The organism is Flavobacterium sp., assembly GCF_004211145.1.
In the GTDB taxonomy this organism is placed as follows: Bacteria; Bacteroidota; Bacteroidia; order Flavobacteriales; family Flavobacteriaceae; genus Flavobacterium.
On record NZ_SEBS01000009.1, the window covers coordinates 63,199 to 85,509 of the forward strand.

At 48.1% G+C, this 22,311-nt stretch carries 18 protein-coding genes; 9 read left to right on the plus strand and 9 right to left on the minus strand.

From position 1 onward, the window contains the following. Positions 1 to 221: 221 nt before the first annotated feature. The 9 genes from EOO50_RS06185 to EOO50_RS06225 all read right to left on the minus strand — a co-directional run bounded on the left by EOO50_RS06185 (position 222) and on the right by EOO50_RS06225 (position 10,630). The gene (locus tag EOO50_RS06185; RefSeq protein WP_290838666.1) at positions 222 to 602 is read right to left on the minus strand and encodes a nuclear transport factor 2 family protein; all 381 of its coding nucleotides are present in this window, start codon (positions 600 to 602) and stop codon (positions 222 to 224) included. Between the two features lie 163 nt (positions 603 to 765). Next, positions 766 to 1,878 carry a cupin domain-containing protein gene (locus EOO50_RS06190; RefSeq protein WP_290838667.1) on the minus strand — a complete coding sequence of 371 codons (1,113 nt, stop codon included), beginning with the start codon at positions 1,876 to 1,878 and terminating at the stop codon, positions 766 to 768. 53 nt (positions 1,879 to 1,931) lie between these two features. After that, positions 1,932 to 2,507 carry a hypothetical protein gene (locus EOO50_RS06195; protein ID WP_290838668.1) on the minus strand — a complete coding sequence of 192 codons (576 nt, stop codon included), beginning with the start codon at positions 2,505 to 2,507 and terminating at the stop codon, positions 1,932 to 1,934. Between the two features lie 95 nt (positions 2,508 to 2,602). Further along, a complete protein-coding gene (locus EOO50_RS06200) occupies positions 2,603 to 3,580 on the minus strand; it encodes a carbon-nitrogen hydrolase family protein (protein WP_290838669.1) in 978 nt (325 codons plus the stop codon). A gap of 5 nt (positions 3,581 to 3,585) precedes the next feature. Further along, positions 3,586 to 4,011 (minus strand): acyl-CoA thioesterase, encoded by a 426-nt coding sequence (locus tag EOO50_RS06205; protein WP_290838670.1) that lies wholly within the window; start codon positions 4,009 to 4,011, stop codon positions 3,586 to 3,588. Positions 4,012 to 4,136: 125 nt separating this feature from the next. Then, entirely contained in the window at positions 4,137 to 5,723 is a 1,587-nt protein-coding gene (locus tag EOO50_RS06210; RefSeq protein ID WP_290838671.1) for an FMN-binding glutamate synthase family protein, read from the minus strand. 1 nt (position 5,724) lies between these two features. Beyond that, a complete protein-coding gene (locus EOO50_RS06215; protein WP_290838673.1) occupies positions 5,725 to 7,326 on the minus strand; it encodes an AMP-binding protein in 1,602 nt (533 codons plus the stop codon). Positions 7,327 to 7,625: 299 nt separating this feature from the next. Then, positions 7,626 to 9,929 carry an FAD-dependent monooxygenase gene (locus EOO50_RS06220; protein ID WP_290838674.1) on the minus strand — a complete coding sequence of 768 codons (2,304 nt, stop codon included), beginning with the start codon at positions 9,927 to 9,929 and terminating at the stop codon, positions 7,626 to 7,628. Positions 9,930 to 10,018: 89 nt separating this feature from the next. Beyond that, positions 10,019 to 10,630: a flavin reductase family protein gene (locus EOO50_RS06225; protein ID WP_290838676.1), complete on the minus strand. Its 612-nt coding sequence runs from the start codon at positions 10,628 to 10,630 to the stop codon at positions 10,019 to 10,021. Between the two features lie 221 nt (positions 10,631 to 10,851). Here EOO50_RS06225 and EOO50_RS06230 point away from each other — a divergent pair, with 221 nt between their 5' ends. The 9 genes from EOO50_RS06230 to acs all read left to right on the plus strand — a co-directional run bounded on the left by EOO50_RS06230 (position 10,852) and on the right by acs (position 22,154). After that, a complete protein-coding gene (locus EOO50_RS06230; RefSeq protein ID WP_290838677.1) occupies positions 10,852 to 11,271 on the plus strand; it encodes a helix-turn-helix domain-containing protein in 420 nt (139 codons plus the stop codon). A gap of 101 nt (positions 11,272 to 11,372) precedes the next feature. Next, entirely contained in the window at positions 11,373 to 12,746 is a 1,374-nt protein-coding gene (locus tag EOO50_RS06235) for a porin (RefSeq protein ID WP_290838678.1), read from the plus strand. 211 nt (positions 12,747 to 12,957) lie between these two features. Next, positions 12,958 to 14,496: an MFS transporter gene (locus EOO50_RS06240; RefSeq protein ID WP_290838680.1), complete on the plus strand. Its 1,539-nt coding sequence runs from the start codon at positions 12,958 to 12,960 to the stop codon at positions 14,494 to 14,496. Positions 14,497 to 14,506: 10 nt separating this feature from the next. Continuing rightward, positions 14,507 to 14,722: a DUF6814 family protein gene (locus tag EOO50_RS06245; RefSeq protein ID WP_290838681.1), complete on the plus strand. Its 216-nt coding sequence runs from the start codon at positions 14,507 to 14,509 to the stop codon at positions 14,720 to 14,722. 266 nt (positions 14,723 to 14,988) lie between these two features. After that, positions 14,989 to 15,183, plus strand: a complete 195-nt coding sequence (locus EOO50_RS06250) for a hypothetical protein (protein ID WP_290838682.1) — start codon at positions 14,989 to 14,991, stop codon at positions 15,181 to 15,183. Then, positions 15,176 to 17,872 carry an ATP-binding protein gene (locus tag EOO50_RS06255; protein ID WP_290838684.1) on the plus strand — a complete coding sequence of 899 codons (2,697 nt, stop codon included), beginning with the start codon at positions 15,176 to 15,178 and terminating at the stop codon, positions 17,870 to 17,872. The genes EOO50_RS06250 and EOO50_RS06255 overlap by 8 nt, the downstream gene beginning before the upstream one ends. Continuing rightward, the gene (locus EOO50_RS06260) at positions 17,873 to 18,241 is read left to right on the plus strand and encodes a response regulator (RefSeq protein ID WP_290838685.1); all 369 of its coding nucleotides are present in this window, start codon (positions 17,873 to 17,875) and stop codon (positions 18,239 to 18,241) included. It abuts the gene before it with no gap. Beyond that, positions 18,238 to 20,142 carry an acetate--CoA ligase gene (locus EOO50_RS06265; protein ID WP_290838687.1) on the plus strand — a complete coding sequence of 635 codons (1,905 nt, stop codon included), beginning with the start codon at positions 18,238 to 18,240 and terminating at the stop codon, positions 20,140 to 20,142. Before EOO50_RS06260 ends, EOO50_RS06265 begins: the two co-directional genes overlap by 4 nt. A gap of 101 nt (positions 20,143 to 20,243) precedes the next feature. Then, on the plus strand, positions 20,244 to 22,154 hold the full coding sequence (acs, locus tag EOO50_RS06270) for an acetate--CoA ligase (RefSeq protein ID WP_290838688.1): 1,911 nt from the start codon (positions 20,244 to 20,246) through the stop codon (positions 22,152 to 22,154). The last annotated feature ends 157 nt before the right edge of the window (positions 22,155 to 22,311 follow it).

Below are 22,311 nucleotides of genomic sequence, written 5' to 3' on the forward strand. Positions count from 1 at the left end.
TTCGTTATTCGTTATTCGTTATTCGTTATTCGTTGTTCGTTGTTCGTTATTCGTTATTCGTTATTCGTTACTTTTTTGCCACGAAGGCACGATGACACGAAGGCAGTAAGTTTTTTTGTCTTTTTGTTTAAGACACTAAGTTGCGGAGTTCGGTATTCATTTCTTTTTTTGAACAATTAAGGTAGTTAAGATTAGTTAAGTTTTGACAATTTTTGGGAGATTCATTTTGTTTGGATGCAGCTTCCGGCGATGACTTTGAGTTGGCCGTCAAACTCTTTCCAGACCCTGATATAGTGAAATTCGCCTGAGAGCGGTTGTCCGAGCATTTTTCCGGAGGCTGTCAATTTTACTTTTGAGACGGCGCAATCGTCGATGATTGAAATTTCGCCTTGCTCGAATTCGGCGGTTTCAAGGATCATGACTTTGTTTTTGTGGGCGTCGAGATCGGATTTCTTGTCGATGGTTTGGCCGTTCGAGAGCAGGAAAATCAGGTCGTCGTGCAACAACTTGTCGAGGATTTCTACATCGCTTGTTTTCATGGCTTCGAGCAATTCGCGTTCGATGGACTCGATACGTTCGGTTGTGGTTTTTGCGTGATTCATGACGTTTCGTCGTGGTTTACGGAACCTTTAGCCCCGATGCAAGCGGTTAGCCTTTCGCGGAAAACGCCTTGCTTTTGTTGGCTTGGCGAAGCGACCAACGGAAGCTCTTGCCAAGACTTACAAAAGCCGGCGGTTTCGAGAAAGCTAAAAGCGGGCAGCGGGATCATGCTTCTATAAATTGATAGCCGTTGTTTTCCTGAAAATCCTGTTGTTGGTACAATCCTAATTTTTCGATGACGGGCAGGTCGTTGAACGAGAAAAGGCAAGCGTCCTCTAATTCGGACAAATTTACGTGTTCGTGGTTTACCCAACTCGGCACGCAAAAAATATCGCGCTCTTTCCAGTCGAATCTCTTGCCTCCGATGATCGAATAACCTTTTCCCTTGGCGCATTGGTATACGAACGAACCTGTGTGTTTATGGGCTTTCCCTTTGAATCCCGGACGCAGGTGTTGCATCGACGCGCCCATGGTTTGCATCACGTGGCCGCCCGTCAACGGGTTTGAATATTGCATGATTATTCCGTCGTAAGGCGAATCTTCATTGACTTTCGAAGCTTCGACGATAGCGGGATACACGTCCTTCCAAGCGTATTTGAACAGGGGCGAATAGGGTTTGTCCCAGTTGTGTCCCGATGGCAACAATCCGGCGCCGGAGTAGGAAAGTGGCAGGAAATTGTTTGGGGCGACGAGTGGTTGCTTTCCGTCGTAAACGGCGTAATCGTTGGCTTCGAGCGCGTTGACCAATGGAATGTCGAGCCCGTCTTGCCAGACGCAGGTTTTTCCGCCTTCGACGACGCCGTGCTCGTGCCACGCCGAATTCGGAGTGATCACGAAATCATTGACTTCGAATGTCACTTTATTTCCATCTACGACGGTATAACCGCCTTCGCCTTCCATTATAAACCTGAGCGCGGATGCTTTGTGCCGGTGAGCTGATGTGCTTTCTCCGGGACGCGTGACCTGGATTCCCGTGTACAACCAACCGACTGCGGCCGATACGTCTTTGCGTTTGTCATTGACTAAATATACCACGCGACGGCCGGCTTTTTCAGGCGTTACAAGTTCGGATGATTTCAGGACGAGTTCGCGCAAGTCATCGTATTTCCAAAGCATTGGGATTGACGATGTGCGCGGCTCCCAGGGTTCGATGTCGTTGGCGACCGTCCAGAGTGCGCCGGCTCCCAGGGTTTCGAGCTCTTTGTAGTAGGCTTCGAGTTCGGGAGTGGTTTGGACTCGGGCGCGGCCGAGGATGTCGTCGGAGTGTTTTGCTTGCATTTTATTTATTTTGAAACCCTTTAAGAGTTTGAAACTCTTAAAGGGTTGGTTAGTTAAAATGTGGATTCACCAGATTCAGTGTGAAGTCGGTCATACGTTTGCAAATCGTTAAAATATTTCAAAATCAACTTTGGATTTTTTTTATTTTCCCAATACGATGTCCATTTATAGGCCGCTATGGAATCACATATACCTTGCGTCTTTGGCACTTGTTGGATCGAAACAATCAAATCACGTACAATATCGAGTCCCACGACTTCTGTTCTTCTAAACGGGTTCTCGAATAAACTTCCGGTTCGTTGAAATCTTTTATTTACGGCTTGGGTGTACGCATTCAAAAGGTGGGCAAACTGTTTTGAGGCATCTATCGTTTTTGGTGATTTCGTAGTGGTAAAATGAAAATCGGTTAGATTTACAGAATCCAATTCCTTTACACGAATCAGAACGTGAAAATGATTGGGCAGTAACGACCACGCCAATGTATCAGCGATCGGATCGATGTATTTGCGGTACAATTTTAAAAAATACGAATAGTTTTCAGCTTGCATAAAAATCTCAATTCCATTGTTTCCTTGGTTGAAGATGTGGTAGCATTTTTCCGGTTGGAGTTTTTCGGGTTTGTGGCTCATGTTTTTTGATTTTTGATTTTTTGGTTAACCCTTTAAGAGTTTAAAACTCTTAAAGGGTTCCAAGTTAAAAACTCAAAACCACCCAAAATTCCACATTATCCACCTAAATTGTTAAATCCATCCACAAACCTAATTTTCGACGTCGGCGCCACATTCACCCGCAAATCAAATATATCAAACCGATTATAATGTCCCAAAATATCATGCATCTGCTTCGGCTGAATACATTTCGCCAGATCAATCTCAGCGTAAACGATTCCCTCATCATCGATCAACGGCGTCCCGATCGTCGTTCCATTGGGCCCGATAAAACCCGAAAATGCCGAATTTTTCCGCGTCAACAATTCTTCCACATTCGGAACATCGGGTTTCAATCGCTGCATAATTTCCTTGGAAATCGTCGAACACGAAACTACCGTGAACAATTTTCCTTCGAACGAATGTGCAGCCGCACGGATCTTAATCGCCTCAGCCATATCGTAATCGGGAGGAGCGACGGGTAGCGAAATGTAATTCGCGACATGGATCAACTCGCCCAAGGACAACAACGTAAATCGCGCCAATGTATTCGTATTCTCACCGCAGGCCAAAGTTCCGATCGGTCCGATGTCGGTCTTATAGACTTTCAAAGACGAGCCATCGCCTGATGTCCAGGTTAATTTTTCGGCCCAAGTCGGTACAAGTTTTCGATGTTTTCCAATCAAATTCCCAAGGTTATCGATAATCAAATTCGTATTGTAAATCTCCCCATAACTTTCGCCGCGTTCATTGATCCCGATGACGATATGAATATCAAATTCCTTTGCGGCATCGTAAATTTTCTGCATGTCGGGACCCGAAACGTCCACCGAATTCCGGTATAATTCCTCGTACCATTTACTGCCCTGGACCGGCGTCATGATCCAGTTCCAATACGGATAACCCGCGACGAAAACCTCGGGGAATGCAATTAATTTCGCACCATTTGACGCCGCTTCCGTGATGATCGAAACGGCTTTATCGACCGTCTTTTCGACATCCAGGAAAACCGGCGAAGTCTGTACGGTTGCGGCTTTGAATTTTGGAAACTCCATTTTGATTATGAGTTATGAATTATGAATTTTTGAATTCGGGTTTTGGTTTCGTCGGCAAATGGAACGGCTTTTATCTGGTTCGAAACCTTGTCCAACCCGACGTTGACGAGCGTGACTTCGCCTTCAAGACAAACGCTGTCATCCAGATGTCTGAAATCGAAACCGCACGTAACCGACGCGCCACCCAAATTTTTGACCCAAAGCGATTTTTTCAATTCATCGCCGATCCTTGCCGGTTTCCTAAATTGTACCTTCAAATCGACGGTCGGAATTCCGTTCGTCTCGTGAATTTTCGAGAACGGTCGGTCCAATTCCTCTCCGAACCAATCCTCGACAAGATCGTTGAGCATTTCGAGGAATCTCGGATAAAATACGATGCCTGCGAAGTCGACGTGTTTGAAACGGATGGTTTCCTGTTTTGTAAATTTCATTTTTATTTTTTTGGGCAGACATTTCCGGCTCTGCGCTATAACCTTTCGCTCGCTAAAGAAGCGATCAAAAGGATTTTCGCTGCGATCCGGGCTGCGGTTTCAGGTCATTTTAAAATCTCATTTCTTTAGAACGTCTGGGCGGAAGCTTTCTTCCAATCATAAAAAAATCGATCGGGAACGGTTTCGGGCGTCAATAAACTTCCGGGTTTTAATTCGGGGAACAATTCGGCAAACGTCTTGATATTTATCTTGTCGATGCGCATGCTCACCAAATCGCGTCCGACATTATCCGGATGATCGATTCCCGCCGACGCCATCAGTTCCATCGCCGACTTTACCGTTTCGTGCTGATAGCGCGCAACACGAATGCTTTTTTGTTCGGGAACCAAACCTTTCGTCAATTTCGGATCCTGGGTCGCGACGCCTGTCGGACACGTATTCGCATGACATTCGAGCGCCTGGATGCAACCCAAAGCGAACATCATCCCGCGAGCCGAATTGCACAGATCGGCGCCCATCGAAAGCGCGCGTATGATATCGAAACCACTAACTATTTTTCCGCTTGCGATGATTTTGATCTGATCTTTTATTCCGAAGCCGTTCAAACAATCGTACACGAACGCCAACGCATCGCGCAACGGCATTCCAACGTGGTCCGAATATTCGATCGGAGCCGCGCCCGTTCCACCTTCGCCGCCGTCGACCGTAATGAAATCGAAATAGGTTTGGGTCTCGACCATCGCTTTGCAGATCGCAATGAATTCGGATTTGTTTCCGATGCATATCTTCATGCCGACCGGTTTTCCACCCGACAGTTCGCGCAATTGCTTTAGGAAATCCATGAGTTCCAAAGGCGTTTTGAATGCTGAGTGTTTCGGAGGCGAAATGATGTCGCCGCCATTTTTATTCACCAATCGGATCGCCGCGATTTCGTCGGTGACTTTCTCCTTGGGCAAAATTCCGCCGTGTCCTGGTTTCGCGCCTTGTGAGAACTTGATTTCGATCATTTTTACATTGTTGAGCGTGGCGCGTTTGGCGAAATTCTCGGCCGAGAAATGTCCGTATTCGTCGCGACAGCTGAAATAGCCCGTTCCGATGTTCCAAACCACGTCGCCTCCGGGTTCAAGATGATACGGTGAAAGCCCGCCTTCGCCCGTATTATGGAAAAATCCGCCTTGTTTCGCCCCCGAATTCAACGCCAGGATCGCATTTTGGCTCAACGAACCGTAACTCATCGCGCTGATGTTGAACAAACTCGCCATATAGGGTTTCTCGCATTGGATCGAACCGATTCGCACCTTGGGGTTTTCATTGATGTCTGAAAATGCGATCGCCTTTATACTGTGGTTGATCCATTGGTAGCCTTCGTCGTACACGTTGAGTTGGGTTCCGAACGGTTTCGTGTCGAGCTCTTTTTTGCTTCGGGCATACACGAGACCGCGCTGCAATCGGTCGAACGGACGGCCTTCGATATCAGTTTCCACGAAATATTGCCTGATTTCAGGCCCGATGGATTCCAGTACATAACGCAATCGCCCGACGAGTGGAAAATTTCTCCTTATCGTATGCCGCGATTGGTACATATCATACAGTCCCATTGCGATCAGCGGTACGAAAAACACGAGCAGAAACACGAACTTCCAATTGACGAAAGTCAGGATGGCCGTGAGAGCAAGTGCTGTGGCGCTGGCGACGAAGAATATTTTTCTCATATTAGGTTTTTAGGCGGAAGCGTTGGATTTTTCCGGTTTCGGTCTTGGGCAATTGGTCTATAAAGTTAACAATTCTGGGGTATTTATATGGCGCCGCGGCCTGTTTGAACCAATCTTGTATCTCTTTCGCTTTTTCGCCTGAAGCCTGGCTTGGATTCTTGAGCACGATGTACGCGCAAACCAACATGCCGCGTTCCTCGTCGGGACAAGACGTGACAGCACATTCGGCTATGTCGGGATGCGCGATGAGCACGCTTTCGACCTCGATCGCCGAGATGTTGTAACCAGACGAAATAATCATGTCGTCGCCTCTCGCCACGAACCAAAAATAACCGTCTTCATCGCGCCTGAAAATATCTCCCGTGATGTTCCAGCCGCGTTCCACGTATTCCATTTGTTTTTCAGGCGCGTTCAGATATTTGCAGCCTGTCATGCCTCGAACAGCGAGACGTCCGGGTTCGTTCGCTGGCATTTCGTTTCCTTCGTTGTCGACGATCTTCGCTTCGTAACCGCGGACGGCCAATCCTGTGGCACCGGGTTTCATGTTTTCCTGGGTCGATGAAATAAAGATGTGCAGGATTTCGGTCGAGCCGATGCCGTCGATGATCTTCAATCCCGTCGCGTCGAACCAATCCTGCCAGACTTTGAGCGGCAAGGTTTCTCCGGCCGACACGCATTTACGTAAAGAGGAAATATCGAAGTTTTTGACCATTGGAGTCAAAACGCGATACGCCGTCGGAGCGGTGAAACAGATAGAAACCTTGTGTTCCGAGATCGCTTTAAGCAACGATTCGGGCGATGGTTTCTCGATCAGAAAAGTCGATGCGCCGAAGTAAAACGGAAACAACACCATTCCGCCAAGCCCGAACGTAAAGCCAAGCGGCGGACTTCCCGTGAAGATATCATCGGGCGTCGGTTGCAGCGAATATTTCGGAAACGCTTCGCAGATGAGCAACACATCGCGATGGAAATGCGCCGTCATTTTTGGTTTTCCGGTCGTTCCTGACGTGAATCCGATCAAGCTTATGTCAGTGGATTTCGTATTGAAATTCACGAATTCCTTCGGCTTCGTTTCCATGAAGCGCTCGAGTTGCGATTGGTTCGTCTCGCTTCCGTCGAAATGACAAATGAATTTCGGGAACGCCGATTTCACGTTTTTCATTTCATCGAGTAATCGCTTGTCGCAAAGGATGTGTGAAATTTCGGCGCTGTCGCACATGACCGTGAGTTCTTTTTCTCGCAGCAACGGCATGGTCGCCACAACGATTCCTCCGGCCTTCAGGATCCCGAACCAGCAAGCGACGAACATCGGGTTGTTTGCCGAACGGATCATGACGCGGTTGCCGGTTTCAAAACCGAGGTCATCGGTTAGGACGTGCGCGATCTGGTTGGCCTTTTCGTAGAGTTGCCGGAACGTCCAATCGCGTTCGAATGTGCTGACGGCAATCCTGTTCCCGTTTCCTTCGCGAATATGGCGGTCGAGTAGGTAGTCGACGCAGTTCAGGTCATCTGAAAATTGAAAATCGGGTTCGTTTAAAATGTAATCCGCCTGGAGTTCGGTCGGCGGGAGGTTTTCTTTGGCGAAATTGTCGGCGTAGGACATTTTGATATTTTTTTAGCGACGGATTTTAAGTTGTGGGAATTTTATTTTTGACGGATGGTTCGCATTTTTTTTGCCACGGATTCACGGATTTTGCTTCGCCAGTTCGCTTCGCTCGGGTCGCGGATTGTTGCTTAGAAATATTAAACTGTTTCACAATCATAATCAGATTATTGTTTTTTTTAAGATTATAAAGATCTCATCGGTATGATGCGTGGAAATCCGTGAATCCGTGGCAAAAAAAATTAAATATGAAGTGTAGCGACAACCTCACTTAAATACCGAATCTGCCGCAGAAGAAATCATTTCGTCTTATGCGATTCAGGTTTTAATGCTTTTTTCATTCCTTCTTTTTCCTTCCGTTCCGATTTCTTTTGCGCGAAAACCGATGTCGTCGCCAAATGGTATTGGTTTGGAATGTCGTCGGGTTGAAACTGTTCATAAGCCTGGGCGTGACGCACGAAATTCGGGTCGAGCAACAACGGCTTTCCGAGCGCGACCAAATCGGCGCGTCCGTTCAATAAAATCGTATTTATCTGATCGATATCCTGAATGGAGCCCGCGGTGATCGTAGGAATGTGAACCGTATTCCTGATCGCGTCCGAGAACGGCGTCATCCACATTCGCCCAATTTCAGGCTTCTGGTGCGCGACCGTGTTCCCCGACGAAACGTCGATGATGTCGGCTCCGGCTTCCTTGAACGCTCTTGCGATCGTAATGACTTCGTCGTCGGTGATTCCGTTTTCAGCCCAATCGGATGCCGTGATGCGCACCGACATCGGCTTGTCGGGATTGAAAACTTCGCGCATGCTTGAGAAAACCTGCAACGGGAAACGCAGACGGTTTTGGATGCTGCCTCCGTATTCGTCTTTGCGTTGGTTCGTAAGCGGCGACAGGAACGACGCGATCAAAAAACCGTGATGCGCCTGGAGTTCGATCATATCGAAACCGGCCTCGTCAGCGTTGACGGTCGCGTTTACGAATTCTGCCGTGACTTTGTGCATGTCCGATTCGGTCATCTCGCGAGGCGTCGGCATTTGGTCGTTGAACGGGATTGCCGATGCCGACATCAATTCCCAGTTGTTCTCGTCGAGCGGAATGTTGAAGCCATGATTCGGAAGTTTCGTCGAACCTTTGCGACCGCAATGTCCGAGTTGGATTCCGATTTTCGTCTTGCTGTTGCGATGTACGAAATCGACAATCTTTTTCCATGCAATCACCTGTTCTTCAGAATACAATCCGGCGTCACCTAAAGTGATTCGGCCTTCCTTGGAAACCGCCGTGATTTCGCAGATGATGAGCCCGACGCCACCGGTCGCACGCGCGCCGTAATGAACCAAATGCCAATCGGAGACAAGACCGTTTTCGGCCGAATATTGACTCATCGCCGACATCGCGATCCGGTTTTTCAAGTGCATGCCGCGCAAATCGAAACCCGTGAATGCAGCCGGGACGCTAACTTTGAAATTTCCGATCGCGCAATTGAATTCGGTCAATACTTTCTGGGTGAAATTCGGATCGCGCAACTGCAGGTTCTCGAACGTGACTTTCTTGGTGCGCGTCATCACACCGAATGCGAATTGGTAGAAATCGTGCTGCATGTGTCGGTCCATGTGTTCGAACCAATCGAGTGAGACCGCGGCCGCGTATTGGATTTGCTCGACACGGTTGCGGCGCAGTTGCTCGTATTTGGCGAATGCTTTTTCCTTTTCAGTTCTGAATTCGATTATGGAATCGGCGAGCCCTATCGCACATTCCATCGCGAGTTTCGTGCCCGAACCGATAGAGTAGTGTGCCGTTGCCTTCGCGTCGCCCAAGAGCGCGATGTTCTCGTAGTGCCAGCGTTCGTTGGTGATCGTCGGGAATTGACGCCAGTGCGAACGGTTCGAGATCAGGCCGTGGCCGTCGAGTTCTTCGGCGAAAATTTTACAGAGTTTTTCTATGGTATCGGATTCGTTTTCGGTAGTGAAACCGGCTTTCTTCCATGTTTCGGGCGTACATTCGAAAATCCAGGTGCTTTTGCCTTGTTCGTACTGATACGTATGCGCGACGAAACTTCCGAAATCGGTCGAACGAAAGAAATACGTGAACGCATCGAGCGGTTTCGTCGAACCGAGCCACACGAATTTGTTGCGCTGTAATTCGATTTTGGTTCCAAATTCGGCCGAGAATCGTTCGCGGACTTGGCTGTTGATGCCGTCGGCGGCGATGATGTAGTCGGAATCCTTGAATTGCAAAATATCGTCGACGTTGGCTTCAAAATGAAGATTCACGCCTTCCTCGGCGCATCGTTGTTGCAGTAATTGCAATAATGTTTTTCGAGAGCAGCCGCAGAATCCATTTCCCGTGATGCGCACGATTTCGCCGTCTCGGGCCACATCGAGGTCGTCCCAATACGCGAATTTACTTCGGATCAATTCGTACGATTTCGGGTCGCGCGACAGGAATTCGCTTAACGTCTCGTCTGAAAATACGACGCCAAAGCCGAAAGCGTCGTCAGATTTATTGCGCTCGTATATGTCGATTTGCGCGTCTGGGATTGTTTTCTTTAAAAGAATCGAAAAATACAATCCGCCGGGACCGCCGCCGATAACAGTTATTCTCATTTTTTATTTTGTTTTTTTTAGTTTAGGGTTTAGTGTTTAGCGTTGCACAACGTCAAACCTTAAACTCGAAACCCTACACTTTTTCAACGCTATTCCACGATCCGTTTCACGGCAAAAATTTCTCCGAGCTTCGAATAATTCGCCCCGGCCAAACGAGCGACCGGGCGATATGTTTCAAGATTGATCTTGTGGTTTTCGAGCAGGACTTTGTCGTCGAAATGCATCATCACGATTTTCCCGACGAGCATCACCGCGCCGCCATGGCTATGATTTTCAAGCGCGAAATGATGCACGAGCTCACATTCGAAATGGATCGGGCTTTCGGCGACGCGAGGCGGTTTTATCCTGACCGATGGAATAGGCGTGAGGTCGGCGAGCGTGAATTCGTCGATATCCTGGGGAACAATGGTAGCGGTAAGGTTCATTTTCTCGACGACATCCTCGGTCACCATATTCACGACGAACTGCTTCGTTGCCAATACGTTGTTGAGCGTATCCTTGTTTTTGTCGCCACCGCGGACTGTCGAAAACATCACGTGAGGCGGATCTTCGCCAATCGCATTGAAGAACGAAAAAGGAGCCAAATTGTTGATTCCATCTTCACTGACGGTAGAAATCCATCCGATCGGGCGTGGAATCACCGCTCCGGTCAACAGTTTGTAAACGGCCGATCGATCGAGCGTTTCGGGATCAAATTGCATGCTTGTCGTGTTTCTACAAATTAAGCGAATTTTTCGCATAGCATGTATAGTTGGGGCGATGAAAATCTGAAAGTAGGATTTGGATGAATTTCCATTACATTTGAATATGTGGCAAAAAATTCGGTGTAAAATTTTACATCACATTAAAATACCAGACATTTTTTGTTCAAATCGTTTTTACATATTTGCTAAATTGCTATATTTATGCAAAATAATTATACATGGAAGTTTTCGCGTGTCCGAAATGTCAGAACGACCAAGTCGTAAAAAGCGGCGTAATCAACGATAGACAAAGGTATTTATGTAAAAAATGCAAGTATTATTTCACGGTAAACAAACTCGGTAAAAAGATTGACAATTATTACGTTACGAAGGCTTTGCAGTTGTATCTCGAAGGAATCAGTTATCGCGAGATAGAGCGCATCATCGGGGTTTCGCACGTAACGGTGAGCAATTGGGTCAAGGAATTCAAGGTGAAGAAACCGTCGCATACGGATTATCATCCGACGTACAAGATTTACAACCATGCCGAGCTCGTGGAATTCTTGAAGGACAAGAGCCATTTATCGGGCGCAGGCATGATTATCACTGAACTCGGCGACAAGTTCATGCTCATTAAATGGGAGCGTTTCAAGGATTAACTATAGTTTTTTACAAAAAGATATACCATAATTTTTTTCCCTTTCATAAAAACAGAATTTGGCGGTAGTTAAAAACCAACCAACCTCCTAAAATTCTGAGTATGAAAAAAACAGTTGCCACGCTGTTGCTGTCCTTTATCGGGATGGCAAGTTACAGTCAGGGTTCGCCCGATTACGGAAGCGGACTTAAGTTCAACCTTAACGAAGACGGTTCGAAATACCTCCGCGTTTTGGCATGGAACCAGATTTGGTTGCGCTCGACCGAAATGAATCCCGGAACGAACATAAACGGGGAAGGCGCGAGCTCAAGTGAAGACATCGGGAACCGCCGTTTGCGCCTGTTGCTTCACGCACAACTTTCAAAACGTTATATGATCGTGACGCACATCGGAATCAACAACCAGACATTTACCAACGGAGGATCGGCAGGAACGTCGGGCACCGGAGGCTATGGGCAAGGTAAAAAACCGGGATTGTTCTTTCACGATGCGTGGAACGAATACGCGGTCGTCCTGCCCGGAGAATCGGGGAAATTCAGCTTGACGCTAGGCGGCGGATTGCATTATTACATGGGATTGTCGCGTATGACGATGGCTTCGACGCTCAATTTCCTGACGATCGATTCACCGATTTTCAGCTGGCCTTTGATCGACAATTCCGATCAGTTCGCGCGTCAGATGGGAATCTTCGCCAAAGGAAAATACGGACGCTTCGAATACCGCGTGAGCTACAACAAACCGTATGCGACGAATCTCGCACCGACCGATGTCGCAACTGAAGGCGCGGCGATCGCGGTCGACAACAACGGCAACACGAAATGGTCCAAAGCCGGATATTTCGAATACCAATTCTTTGACATCGAATCGAATCTGTTGCCATACAAAGTCGGGTCGTATTTGGGCACAAAGAAAGTGTTCAACCTCGGCGCCGGATTTTACGCGGCTCCCGATGGAACGCGCACGTCAGTAAATGCAAACGTCGAAAAGCACGACATCAAATTATTTGCAGGCGACGTTTTTCTCGATCTGCCCGTCGGAAACAAGGAAAAAAAGATGGCGATCACGGCTTACAGCGGATTTTTCAGCTATGATTTCGGACCGAATTATCTGCGCAACATCGGCATCATGAATGTCGGTTCGCTCGATCCGACGTTTACCGGAACCAACATTACCGGTCCCGGAAACACGCAACCGATGATCGGAACCGGAAATATCTGGTACACGCAAGCGGGCTTTCTGCTTCCGAATGCGAACGAAAAACCAAAGGTGCGCATCCAACCCTTCGGCGCGTACACGTATAAGAATTTCGAAGCGCTCGACAAAGCCAGCAGCCAGTTTGATATAGGCGCGAACTTCTTCATCGACGGACATCACGCCAAAATCACGACGCAGTATTCGATGCGACCTGTGTATTCGACGTTGAGCGACAGTGAGTTGAAGGGCGATTTCGTGGTGCAACTTCAAATTTATCTGTGATGACGAAAGACGAAAGACAAATGACGAAAGACGAAAGACGAAAGACGAAAGACAAATGACAAATGACAAAGGACTCGCACAAGAAACAATTGAACGCGATGTTCCTAATTTCCGAAATCGAAAAGTCCTTCATCATTAGTCTTTCGTCATTCGTCAAAAATCTAAAAATCAAAATATAAAAAATAAAACCATAAATCTTAAATAACCAAAAATGAGTGCAACTTCAACAAAAGGCATTTGGAAAGTAATTTCGGCTTCGTCGGTCGGGACGCTTATCGAATGGTATGATTTCTATCTGTTCGGCAGCCTCGCGGTAGTGCTTTCGACAAAGTTTTTCCCATCGGATAACCCGACGGCGGCATTCCTTTCAACGCTTGCGACGTTCGCGGCAGGTTTCGTGGTCCGACCATTCGGAGCGCTGTTCTTCGGGCGACTCGGCGATTTGATCGGACGCAAATACACGTTCATGGTCACGCTTTTGCTCATGGGCGGCGCGACGTTCGCTATCGGATGTATCCCGAGTTATGAAACCATCGGATTCATGGCGCCATTGCTCGTCCTGGTCTTGCGTTTACTGCAAGGTTTGGCGCTCGGAGGCGAATACGGTGGCGCGGCGACCTATGTGGCCGAGCACGCTCCCAAAGGCGAAAAAGGATATTGGACATCGTGGATACAAACGACAGCTACCGTCGGATTGTTCGTTTCGCTCGTCGTGATCTTGAGTACGAAGGCGTTGATTTCCAAAGAAGCGTTCGACGAATGGGGTTGGAGAGTTCCGTTTTGGATTTCGATCCTTATGGTTTTCGTGTCGTACATCATCCGCAAGAACATGCACGAATCGCCGGTTTTCGCGAAAGCCAAAGCCGAAGGGAAAACGTCGACGAATCCTCTGAAAGACAGTTTCGGAAACAAATACAACTTGAAATTCGTGTTGCTCGCGTTGTTCGGCGCCACGATGGGACAAGGCGTGGTTTGGTACACGGGACAATTCTATTCTATGAGTTTCATGAAAACCGTTATGGGTGTCGATTCCACGCAGGTCGATTCGTTGCTCGGGATTTCATTGTTGCTCGCGACGCCGTTTTTCGTATTCTTCGGATGGTTGTCAGACAAAATCGGGCGTAAAGTCATCATCCTCGGCGGTATGTTGCTCGCGATATTCCTGTACCGACCGATATACAAATCGATGTACGAACTCACCGACGTGTCGACCAAAACTGAAGTCGCAGGCAGCGTGAAAATTGTCGGAACCTCAAAAGAAATTGAAGCCGCCAAAACCGACTCGATTTATGTGACGACCAAAATGTTTACCGACGGAACCGCGTTCGAAGAAACCAGAACCGTACACATGGACGGCGGAAAACGCATCACCGACGACAAAGGCAAAGAGAAAATCGACACGAAAGTCACCAAGACGATTCCAAGCGGAGACAAATGGATGCTCGTTTTCCTCGTGTTCATACAGGTTGTTTTCGTGACGATGGTGTACGGACCGATCGCGGCTTTCCTTGTTGAAATGTTCCCGGTCAAGATTCGATATACGTCGATGTCGTTGCCGTATCACATCGGAAACGGTATCTTCGGGGGATTGCTTCCGGCGATTTCCACATATTTCGTGACCAACGCTAAAGACAACGGCGATCCGGAATTCTATCTCGAAGGTTTGTGGTATCCGATTATCATCGCGGGCGTTTCGCTTGTCATCGGACTCATTTATTTAAACAGGAAAAACAATACAACTCACGACTAAAACAGCTATCATGAACGCTATCAAAAAAATATTCGGGATCGTTTGGATCTTGCTCGCTGCGGCGACGGCTTATTATTGCATTGACATTTTCGGAGGGAAACTCTCGTCGGGAAAACAGGATGACCTTGTTTTCGGGATTATTATTTTCTTTATTCTGTTGCCTTTGGTTTGTTTGGGTTTGGCTACTTTTGGGTATTATGCTTTGACGGACGAATACAAGGAATGACTTTTTTTGCCACGAAGGCACGAAAGCGCTAAGGCACAAAGTTTTAAATTTAATTTCTTTTGCGAATTTAGCTTTCGGTTGCTTCTTACAAACAGGAATATTGCCACGAAGGCACGAAGACACGAAGAAAAGGATTTTTTAGTTTTTTTTGAAGCTGAAATTAATCCAAGAAAATCTTTGAGACTTCGTGTCTTCGTGGCAAAAAAACTAAATTCCCGATAAAAAACTTCGTGCCTTCGTGCCTTCGTGGCAAAAACCAATCGTAAATGAAAAAACGCCACATCCAAAAACTCCTATTAATCAGCGCTTTCCTACTGTTGGCGTTCAACTTGCCATTGGTTTTACTGTTCAATTCGTCCGAAGCGGTTCTTGGATTCCCTGTGATTTACGTGTATTTCTTCTCGGTCTGGCTGTTTTCGGCCATAATGAGTTTCGCTATTTTCAAACGATTCGATGAATAGCGCGGTTTTACTTTTGATCCTCGTCGGATATTTGGGAATGCTTTTCATCGCGGCGCAATGGGCCGAAAAAAAAGCGAATTCCAAATGGGTGAACAATCCATACGTGTACACGTTGTCGCTCGCGGTCTATTGCACGGCCTGGACATATTACGGAAGCATCGGAACCGCGGCCAACAGCGGATTGAATTACATCCCGACATATCTCGGACCCGTAATCGCATTCCCCGCGTGGATTTACATCCTCAAGAAAATCATCCGGATTTCGCGCGTCAATAAGATTTCGAGCATCGCCGACTTCATTTCGCTTCGTTACGGAAACAGTAGATTCTTAGGCGCATTGGTCACGTTGATCTCGATATTGGCGATTTTGCCGTACGTCGGACTACAGCTAAAGGCGATTTCCGAAACCTTCCACGTGATGACCGGAAACGCGCGGGCCGAAAACATCTTCTTCGATACGTCAACCTACGTCGCGTTGGCGCTCGCACTTTTCTCGACCTATTACGGAACGCGTTACGTGGATGCGACCGAGAAACGCAAGGGAATCGTCGCCGTCGTCGCGCTCGAGTCGGCGTTGAAGTTGTGTTTTTATTTGTTGCTGGGATTTTACGTAACCTTTTTCGTGTTCGACGGATTCGATGACATTTATGCCAAAGCTTCGCAACTGCAAGGTTTTCACGAGAAAAATACCATCCACGGATTGCAAGGCGCGCTCAACTGGTTTTGGTACATCATGCTGTCGTTTTTCGCGATTTTCTTGTTGCCGAGACAATTCCACATGGCCGTCGTCGAAAACAACCGCGAACGCCATATCCGAACCGCGATCTGGTTGCTGCCGTTGTATATGTTGCTTTTCACGGTTTTCGTTTTCCCGATCGCCTGGGGCGGAAACATCCTTTTCGACGGCAAGCAAATCCTCAACGCCGACATGTACGCGTTATTGATCCCGAAGGCGTTCGACCAACAATTTATCGCCGTTTTGGTTTTCCTCGGAGGTTTTTCGGCCGCAATCTCGATGATCGTCGTCTCGTCGGTCACGCTCTCCACGATGCTCAGCAACAATCTATTGATTCCGTACGGCTTCATCGGCATCCAGGCCGACAAGGAAACCACGAACAGCCGCCGCATTATCCGCAGCCGCCGTATCGGGATTTTCCTGTTGATCATCGTCGCGTTCGTCTGCTACCGATATTTGATGCTCAATTATTCGCTGGTTTCGGTCGGGATGATTTCATTTACGATCATCGCTCAGCTCGCTCCGTCGTTCTTCGGGTCGATTTTTTGGAAACGCGGTTCCTTGAAAGGCGCCGTTTCGGGCTTGATCATCGGCATGGTCATTTGCTTTTACACGCTGATGTTTCCGTTTATCCTGAACTCGACCGATTTCGGGAATGGTTTCGTCGCGAACGGACCTTTGGGAATCGCGCTTTTGAAACCGTATGCGTTGTTCGGACTCGATTATCTGGAACCGATTCCGCATGCGCTTTTCTGGAGTCTTTTCTTCAATTTCGTCACATTTTTCGTCGTTTCGGTGAGTTTCAAAGGCGATTACCGAGAGCGAAATTATGCCGAAATGTATGTCGACATCGACCGACACATCAACAACCACGAGAATTCGTTCGTCTGGAGAGGAACGGCTTACATTCGCGACATAGAGAAAGTGCTCACTCGTTTTTTGGGCGCCGACAGGACGACGCGGGCGATGCGGATTTTCCGTCTCAAATACAACATCGACAGCGATACGACGATGGCCGATTCGCGACTGATCAAGTTCGCTGAGAATCTTTTGACGGGACATATAGGTACGGCGTCGGCGAAAATATTGATTTCAGGGGTTACGCAGGAAGACAAAATCAGTTTGCCCGAAGTGTTGAAGATACTCGAGGAATCGAAGCAGAATCTGATTACGAACAAACGGCTTACGGAAACCTCGGACGAACTTCGAAAACTCTCGTCGGAACTCGAAAACGCCAACCGCTCGCTGCTGAAAAAAGACCAGCAAAAGAACGAATTCCTCGACACGGTGACGCACGAGCTCAGGACGCCGATCACCGCAATCCGTGCCGCTAGCGAGATCTTGCACGACGACGATGAAATTCCCCAGGAAATGCGTCAACACTTTCTGCAGAACATCATTTCCGAAAGCGATCGTTTAAACCGATTGATCGATAAAATCCTCGATCTCGAGCGATTCGAATCTGGAAAACAAACGGTCCGACCGCTTGAAGGCGATCTGATCGAAACCGTCCGAAAGACCGCTGAACCTTTGTTACAGTTGATCTCGTCGAAAAACATCGATTTCGAAATCTATAAAAAAGAACGCTCGATCATTTCGCTTTACGACGATGAGCGTGTCATCCAGGTCATCAACAATCTGCTGTCGAACGCGATTAAATTCGCCGACGACCAGAACGGACGCATCACGGTTTCCATCGAGAAAATGAAAGAAGAAACGCGGATTTCGGTGTTCAACAACGGCCGGAACGTAAATCCCGAAGACGAGGACGCGATCTTTGACAAGTTCTACCAATCGAGTGACCAAACCACGAAAAAACCAATAGGAACGGGGCTCGGACTCGCGATTTCTCGAGAGATCGTCGAACAGCACAAAGGACGAATTTGGGCGACGAACCATTCACCCAAAGGCGTTACCTTTACGTTTACGATTCCGCATGAAAAAAAATATTAAATGAAAAAGATACTGATCGCCGACGACGAACCCAACATCATCATGTCGCTCGAATACACGTTCCGCAAACAACAATACCAGGTTTTCATCGCGCGCGACGGCGTGGAAGCGCTCGACATTTTGAAGACCGAAACGCCCGAAATCATTATCCTCGATATCATGATGCCGAATCTCGACGGTTATTCGGTGATCGAAAATATCAAGAAAAACTTGGATTTGGCGGGCTGTAAAATCCTGATCCTATCGGCCAAGAACAAAGAATCTGACATCGAGAAAGGACTGGCTTTGGGCGCCGATGCGTACATGACCAAACCGTTCTCGGTCAAAAAACTCATTGAAAAAGCCGCCGAGCTAACGCAGCCATCATGAAGTACGAAGAAATTTACGACGAGAGCATTTCGAATCCCGAAACATTCTGGAAACGACAATCCGAAGCGCTCGACTGGTTCAAGAAGCCTCAAACCATACTCTCAAAAAGTGACACCGATTATCCGCTTTGGTTTGCCGACGGCGAGCTCAACGCGTGCTATTTGTGCGTCGACAAACACGTCGAGGATGGATTCGGCGACCAGATTGCGTTCATCTACGATTCTCCGGTAACGCAAACGGTTCGGAAATATACATTCGACGAAGTAAAATCCGAAGTCGCGCGATTGGCTTGCGGCATGCTTTCACTCGGTTACAAAAAAGGCGACACGGCGATCATTTACATGCCGATGATTCCGCAGACCGCGTTTGCAATGTTGGCGTGCGCGAGAATAGGCGTGATCCATTCGGTCGTATTCGGTGGATTTGCTCCGAACGAACTCGCGATCCGCATCGACGATTGCAAACCGCGCGGCATCATCACGGCTTCGTCGGGCATCGAGTTTGACCGACTGATCGCATACAAACCCTTGGTTGATGAAGCGATTGAGATTGCGACGCATAAACCAAAGAAAGTCATCGTTTTAAATCGGAAACTTGGCGCGAGAATTCCGTTCAAGAAATACGACGTCGATTACGATGCGCTCGTTTATGGATCTGAGGAAACGCCTTGTGTTAACGTGAATTCCAATCATCCGCTGTACATATTATATACGTCGGGCACGACCGGAAAACCAAAAGGAATCGTGCGCGACACGGGCGGCTATTGCACGGCGCTCAAATTCACGATGAAGAACATTTACAATGTCGAACCCGGCGACGTTTTCTGGGCCGCGTCCGATATGGGCTGGGCCGTCGGACACAGTTATATTTTGTACGGGCCGCTCTTGAATCGGAACACGTCGGTGATCTTCGAAGGAAAACCCGTGAGAACGCCTGACGCGAGTACGTTTTGGCGCGTGATCTCAGAACACAAGGTCGTGACGATGTTCACGGCTCCGACGGCGATCCGCGCGATCAAGAAAGACGATCCCGAAGGCGAATTTATAAAACAATACGACTTAAGCAGTTTGCGCGCCCAGTTCGTTGCCGGGGAACGCTGCGATGTCGCGACGTTGGAATGGTATCAAAAACACATCCCGATTCCCGTGATCGATCATTGGTGGCAAACCGAATCGGGCTGGCCGATGATCGCAAATCCGACGGGAATCGAAATGTTCCCGATAAAACCCGGATCGGCGGCGAAACCTGTTTGCGGTTACGATATTAGGATCTTCGACGAAAATGGCAAGGAAGTTCCTGATGGCGAAGAAGGTCTGGTCGTTATTAAACTGCCGCTTCCGCCCGGAAATATGCTTGGACTTTGGGAAAACGAGGAACGCTTCCGGAACAGTTACTTCAAAAAATTCCCGGGATATTATCTGGCCGGCGATGGCGGTTACAAGGATTCTGACGGCTACTTTTACATCACCGGACGAATCGACGATCTCATAAATGTCGCGGGTCACAGGCTTTCGACTGCCGATATGGAAGAAGTCGTTGCCTCGCACGAAGTCGTCGCGGAATGTGCCGTCGTGGGTGTTCACGATGAAATGAAGGGACAAATCCCGCTCGCGCTCGTCGTGATGAAGTCGGGCAAAGACATGGAAACGTTCCGACTGGAGCAGGAAATCATCCAATTGGTCCGAACAAGAATCGGTGCGTTTGCGGCGTTGAAGGATGTCGTGATCGTGCAGCGTCTGCCCAAAACAAGATCTGGAAAAATCCTGCGCAAATTGATTCGCGATATCGCCGACGGGAACGACTTTCAAATTCCGTCCACGATCGACGACGCGTCAATCATAACCGAAATCCGCATCGAATTCAAGAAGCAAAGCGTCGGAAAAAACCGCATCGGATTATAATGTATATCTTTTTAGCAAAACTATATCGCAAAAAAAGGTTCGTATAATTATCTTTACAAAAAACATTTCCAAATTAAAATTGGTTATCAAAAATTAAACGCATGAGTTATTACAAAATCAGCAATCTCGAACAATATTTCAAGCACTATAACAAATCGATCCGTGAACCGCGCAAATTCTGGGGAAAGATTGCCGAAGAGAACTTCACATGGTACCAAATGTGGGACAAAGTCATGGAATTCGACATGGCCGAAGCCGACATCAAATGGTTCACGGGCGCAAAAGTAAACATCGTCAAGAATTGCGTCGACCGTCATCTGGCGCGCCGAGGCAACAAGACCGCGATCATCTTTGAACCGAACGACCCGAAAGAAGAAGCACAACATATAACGTATAACGATCTGCACCAACGCGTCTGTAAAATGGCGAACGTGTTGCGCGAACAAGGCGTAGAAAAAGGCGATCGCGTTTGCATCTACTTGCCGATGATTCCTGAATTGGCGGTTTCGGTTTTGGCGTGCGCGCGAATCGGGGCGATACATTCGGTCGTATTCGCGGGATTTTCAGCCGCTGCGGTTGCGACCCGTATCAACGATTGCGACGCGAAAATGGTGATCACATCCGACGGTGGTTTCCGCGGCAACAAAACCATCGACCTCAAAGGAATCATCGACGAAGCGCTGCAAACCTGTCCGGGCGTTCACAAAGTGCTTGTCGCGAAACGCACGAACGAGAAAATTGAAATGACATACGGCCGCGATATGTGGCTGCAACCGTTGCTCGACGAAGCGTCAGACAACAACGTCGCTGAAATCATGGACGCCGAGGATCCGTTGTTCATCTTATATACGTCGGGTTCGACCGGAAAACCAAAGGGAATGTTGCACACGACCGCGGGTTACATGGTGTATTCGGCGTACACGTTCAAAAATGTTTTCGCATACGAGGAAAACGACGTGTATTGGTGTACGGCCGACATCGGTTGGATCACGGGACATTCCTACATTTTATACGGGCCGCTTTTGAATGGCGCAACAACTGTGATTTTCGAAGGCGTTCCGTCGTATCCCGATTTCAGCCGATTCTGGGAAGTCATCGAAAAACACAAGGTCAATCAATTTTACACGGCTCCGACTGCGATCCGATCCCTCGCAAAAGAAAGCATCGATTTCGTGCAAGGACATCCGCTTACGTCGTTGAAAGTCATCGGATCGGTGGGCGAACCCATCAACGAGGAAGCCTGGAATTGGTATAACGACCACGTAGGAGGGAAGCGATGCCCGCTCGTGGATACGTGGTGGCAAACTGAAACGGGCGGCATCATGATTTCGCCCGTTCCTTTCGTAACTCCGACGAAACCAACCTACGCAACTTTGCCGTTACCGGGAATCCAACCCGTTTTGATGGACGAGAAACGCAACGAGATCGAAGGCAATCAAGTCGTCGGAAGCTTGTGCATCAAGTTTCCGTGGCCTGGAATCGCACGCACGATCTGGGGCGATCACCAACGTTACAAGGACACCTATTTCTCGACGTTCCCGGGTAAATATTTCTCGGGCGACGGCGCGCTGCGTGACGAAGTCGGCTATTACAGGATTACGGGCCGCGTCGATGACGTGATCATCGTTTCGGGACATAACCTCGGAACCGCTCCGATCGAAGATGCGATCAACGAACACCAAGCGGTCGCCGAGAGCGCGATCGTCGGGTTCCCGCATGACATCAAAGGAAATGCATTGTACGGTTTTATCATCTTGAAAGAACACGGCGAGACACGCGACCAGAAAAACCTTAGGAACGAGATCAACAAATTGATTTCAGATCAGGTCGGCCCGATCGCGAAACTCGATAAGATCCAGTTCGTTTCGGGCTTGCCAAAGACGCGTTCGGGTAAGATCATGAGACGTATTTTGAGGAAGATCGCCGAGGGAGATTTTAGTAACTTCGGAGATACTTCGACCTTGCTGAATCCTGAGATCGTTGAGGAAATCCAGGCCGGGCGGGTCGAATAGTCAATTGCCAACATCTCTTTCTTGAATGAAGATATTTTTAGCCACAGATTTACAGATTTTTAAACCGATCATTCCGATAACCGCTATAAAAAATCCGTGAGTCTGTGGCTATTTTTTTTCGTTCAAAACCAAACGTAGCGACCGTGATCCAATAATT

Coding starts and splice junctions, on each gene's coding strand:
- EOO50_RS06185 (WP_290838666.1), bottom strand. CDS start 602: ATGAATCACGCAAAAACCACAACCGAACGTATCGAGTCCATCGAACGC.
- EOO50_RS06190 (WP_290838667.1), bottom strand. CDS start 1,878: ATGCAAGCAAAACACTCCGACGACATCCTCGGCCGCGCCCGAGTCCAA.
- EOO50_RS06195 (WP_290838668.1), bottom strand. CDS start 2,507: ATGAGCCACAAACCCGAAAAACTCCAACCGGAAAAATGCTACCACATC.
- EOO50_RS06200 (WP_290838669.1), bottom strand. CDS start 3,580: ATGGAGTTTCCAAAATTCAAAGCCGCAACCGTACAGACTTCGCCGGTT.
- EOO50_RS06205 (WP_290838670.1), bottom strand. CDS start 4,011: ATGAAATTTACAAAACAGGAAACCATCCGTTTCAAACACGTCGACTTC.
- EOO50_RS06210 (WP_290838671.1), bottom strand. CDS start 5,723: ATGAGAAAAATATTCTTCGTCGCCAGCGCCACAGCACTTGCTCTCACG.
- EOO50_RS06215 (WP_290838673.1), bottom strand. CDS start 7,326: ATGTCCTACGCCGACAATTTCGCCAAAGAAAACCTCCCGCCGACCGAA.
- EOO50_RS06220 (WP_290838674.1), bottom strand. CDS start 9,929: ATGAGAATAACTGTTATCGGCGGCGGTCCCGGCGGATTGTATTTTTCG.
- EOO50_RS06225 (WP_290838676.1), bottom strand. CDS start 10,630: ATGCAATTTGATCCCGAAACGCTCGATCGATCGGCCGTTTACAAACTG.
- EOO50_RS06230 (WP_290838677.1), top strand. CDS start 10,852: ATGGAAGTTTTCGCGTGTCCGAAATGTCAGAACGACCAAGTCGTAAAA.
- EOO50_RS06235 (WP_290838678.1), top strand. CDS start 11,373: ATGAAAAAAACAGTTGCCACGCTGTTGCTGTCCTTTATCGGGATGGCA.
- EOO50_RS06240 (WP_290838680.1), top strand. CDS start 12,958: ATGAGTGCAACTTCAACAAAAGGCATTTGGAAAGTAATTTCGGCTTCG.
- EOO50_RS06245 (WP_290838681.1), top strand. CDS start 14,507: ATGAACGCTATCAAAAAAATATTCGGGATCGTTTGGATCTTGCTCGCT.
- EOO50_RS06250 (WP_290838682.1), top strand. CDS start 14,989: ATGAAAAAACGCCACATCCAAAAACTCCTATTAATCAGCGCTTTCCTA.
- EOO50_RS06255 (WP_290838684.1), top strand. CDS start 15,176: ATGAATAGCGCGGTTTTACTTTTGATCCTCGTCGGATATTTGGGAATG.
- EOO50_RS06260 (WP_290838685.1), top strand. CDS start 17,873: ATGAAAAAGATACTGATCGCCGACGACGAACCCAACATCATCATGTCG.
- EOO50_RS06265 (WP_290838687.1), top strand. CDS start 18,238: ATGAAGTACGAAGAAATTTACGACGAGAGCATTTCGAATCCCGAAACA.
- acs (WP_290838688.1), top strand. CDS start 20,244: ATGAGTTATTACAAAATCAGCAATCTCGAACAATATTTCAAGCACTAT.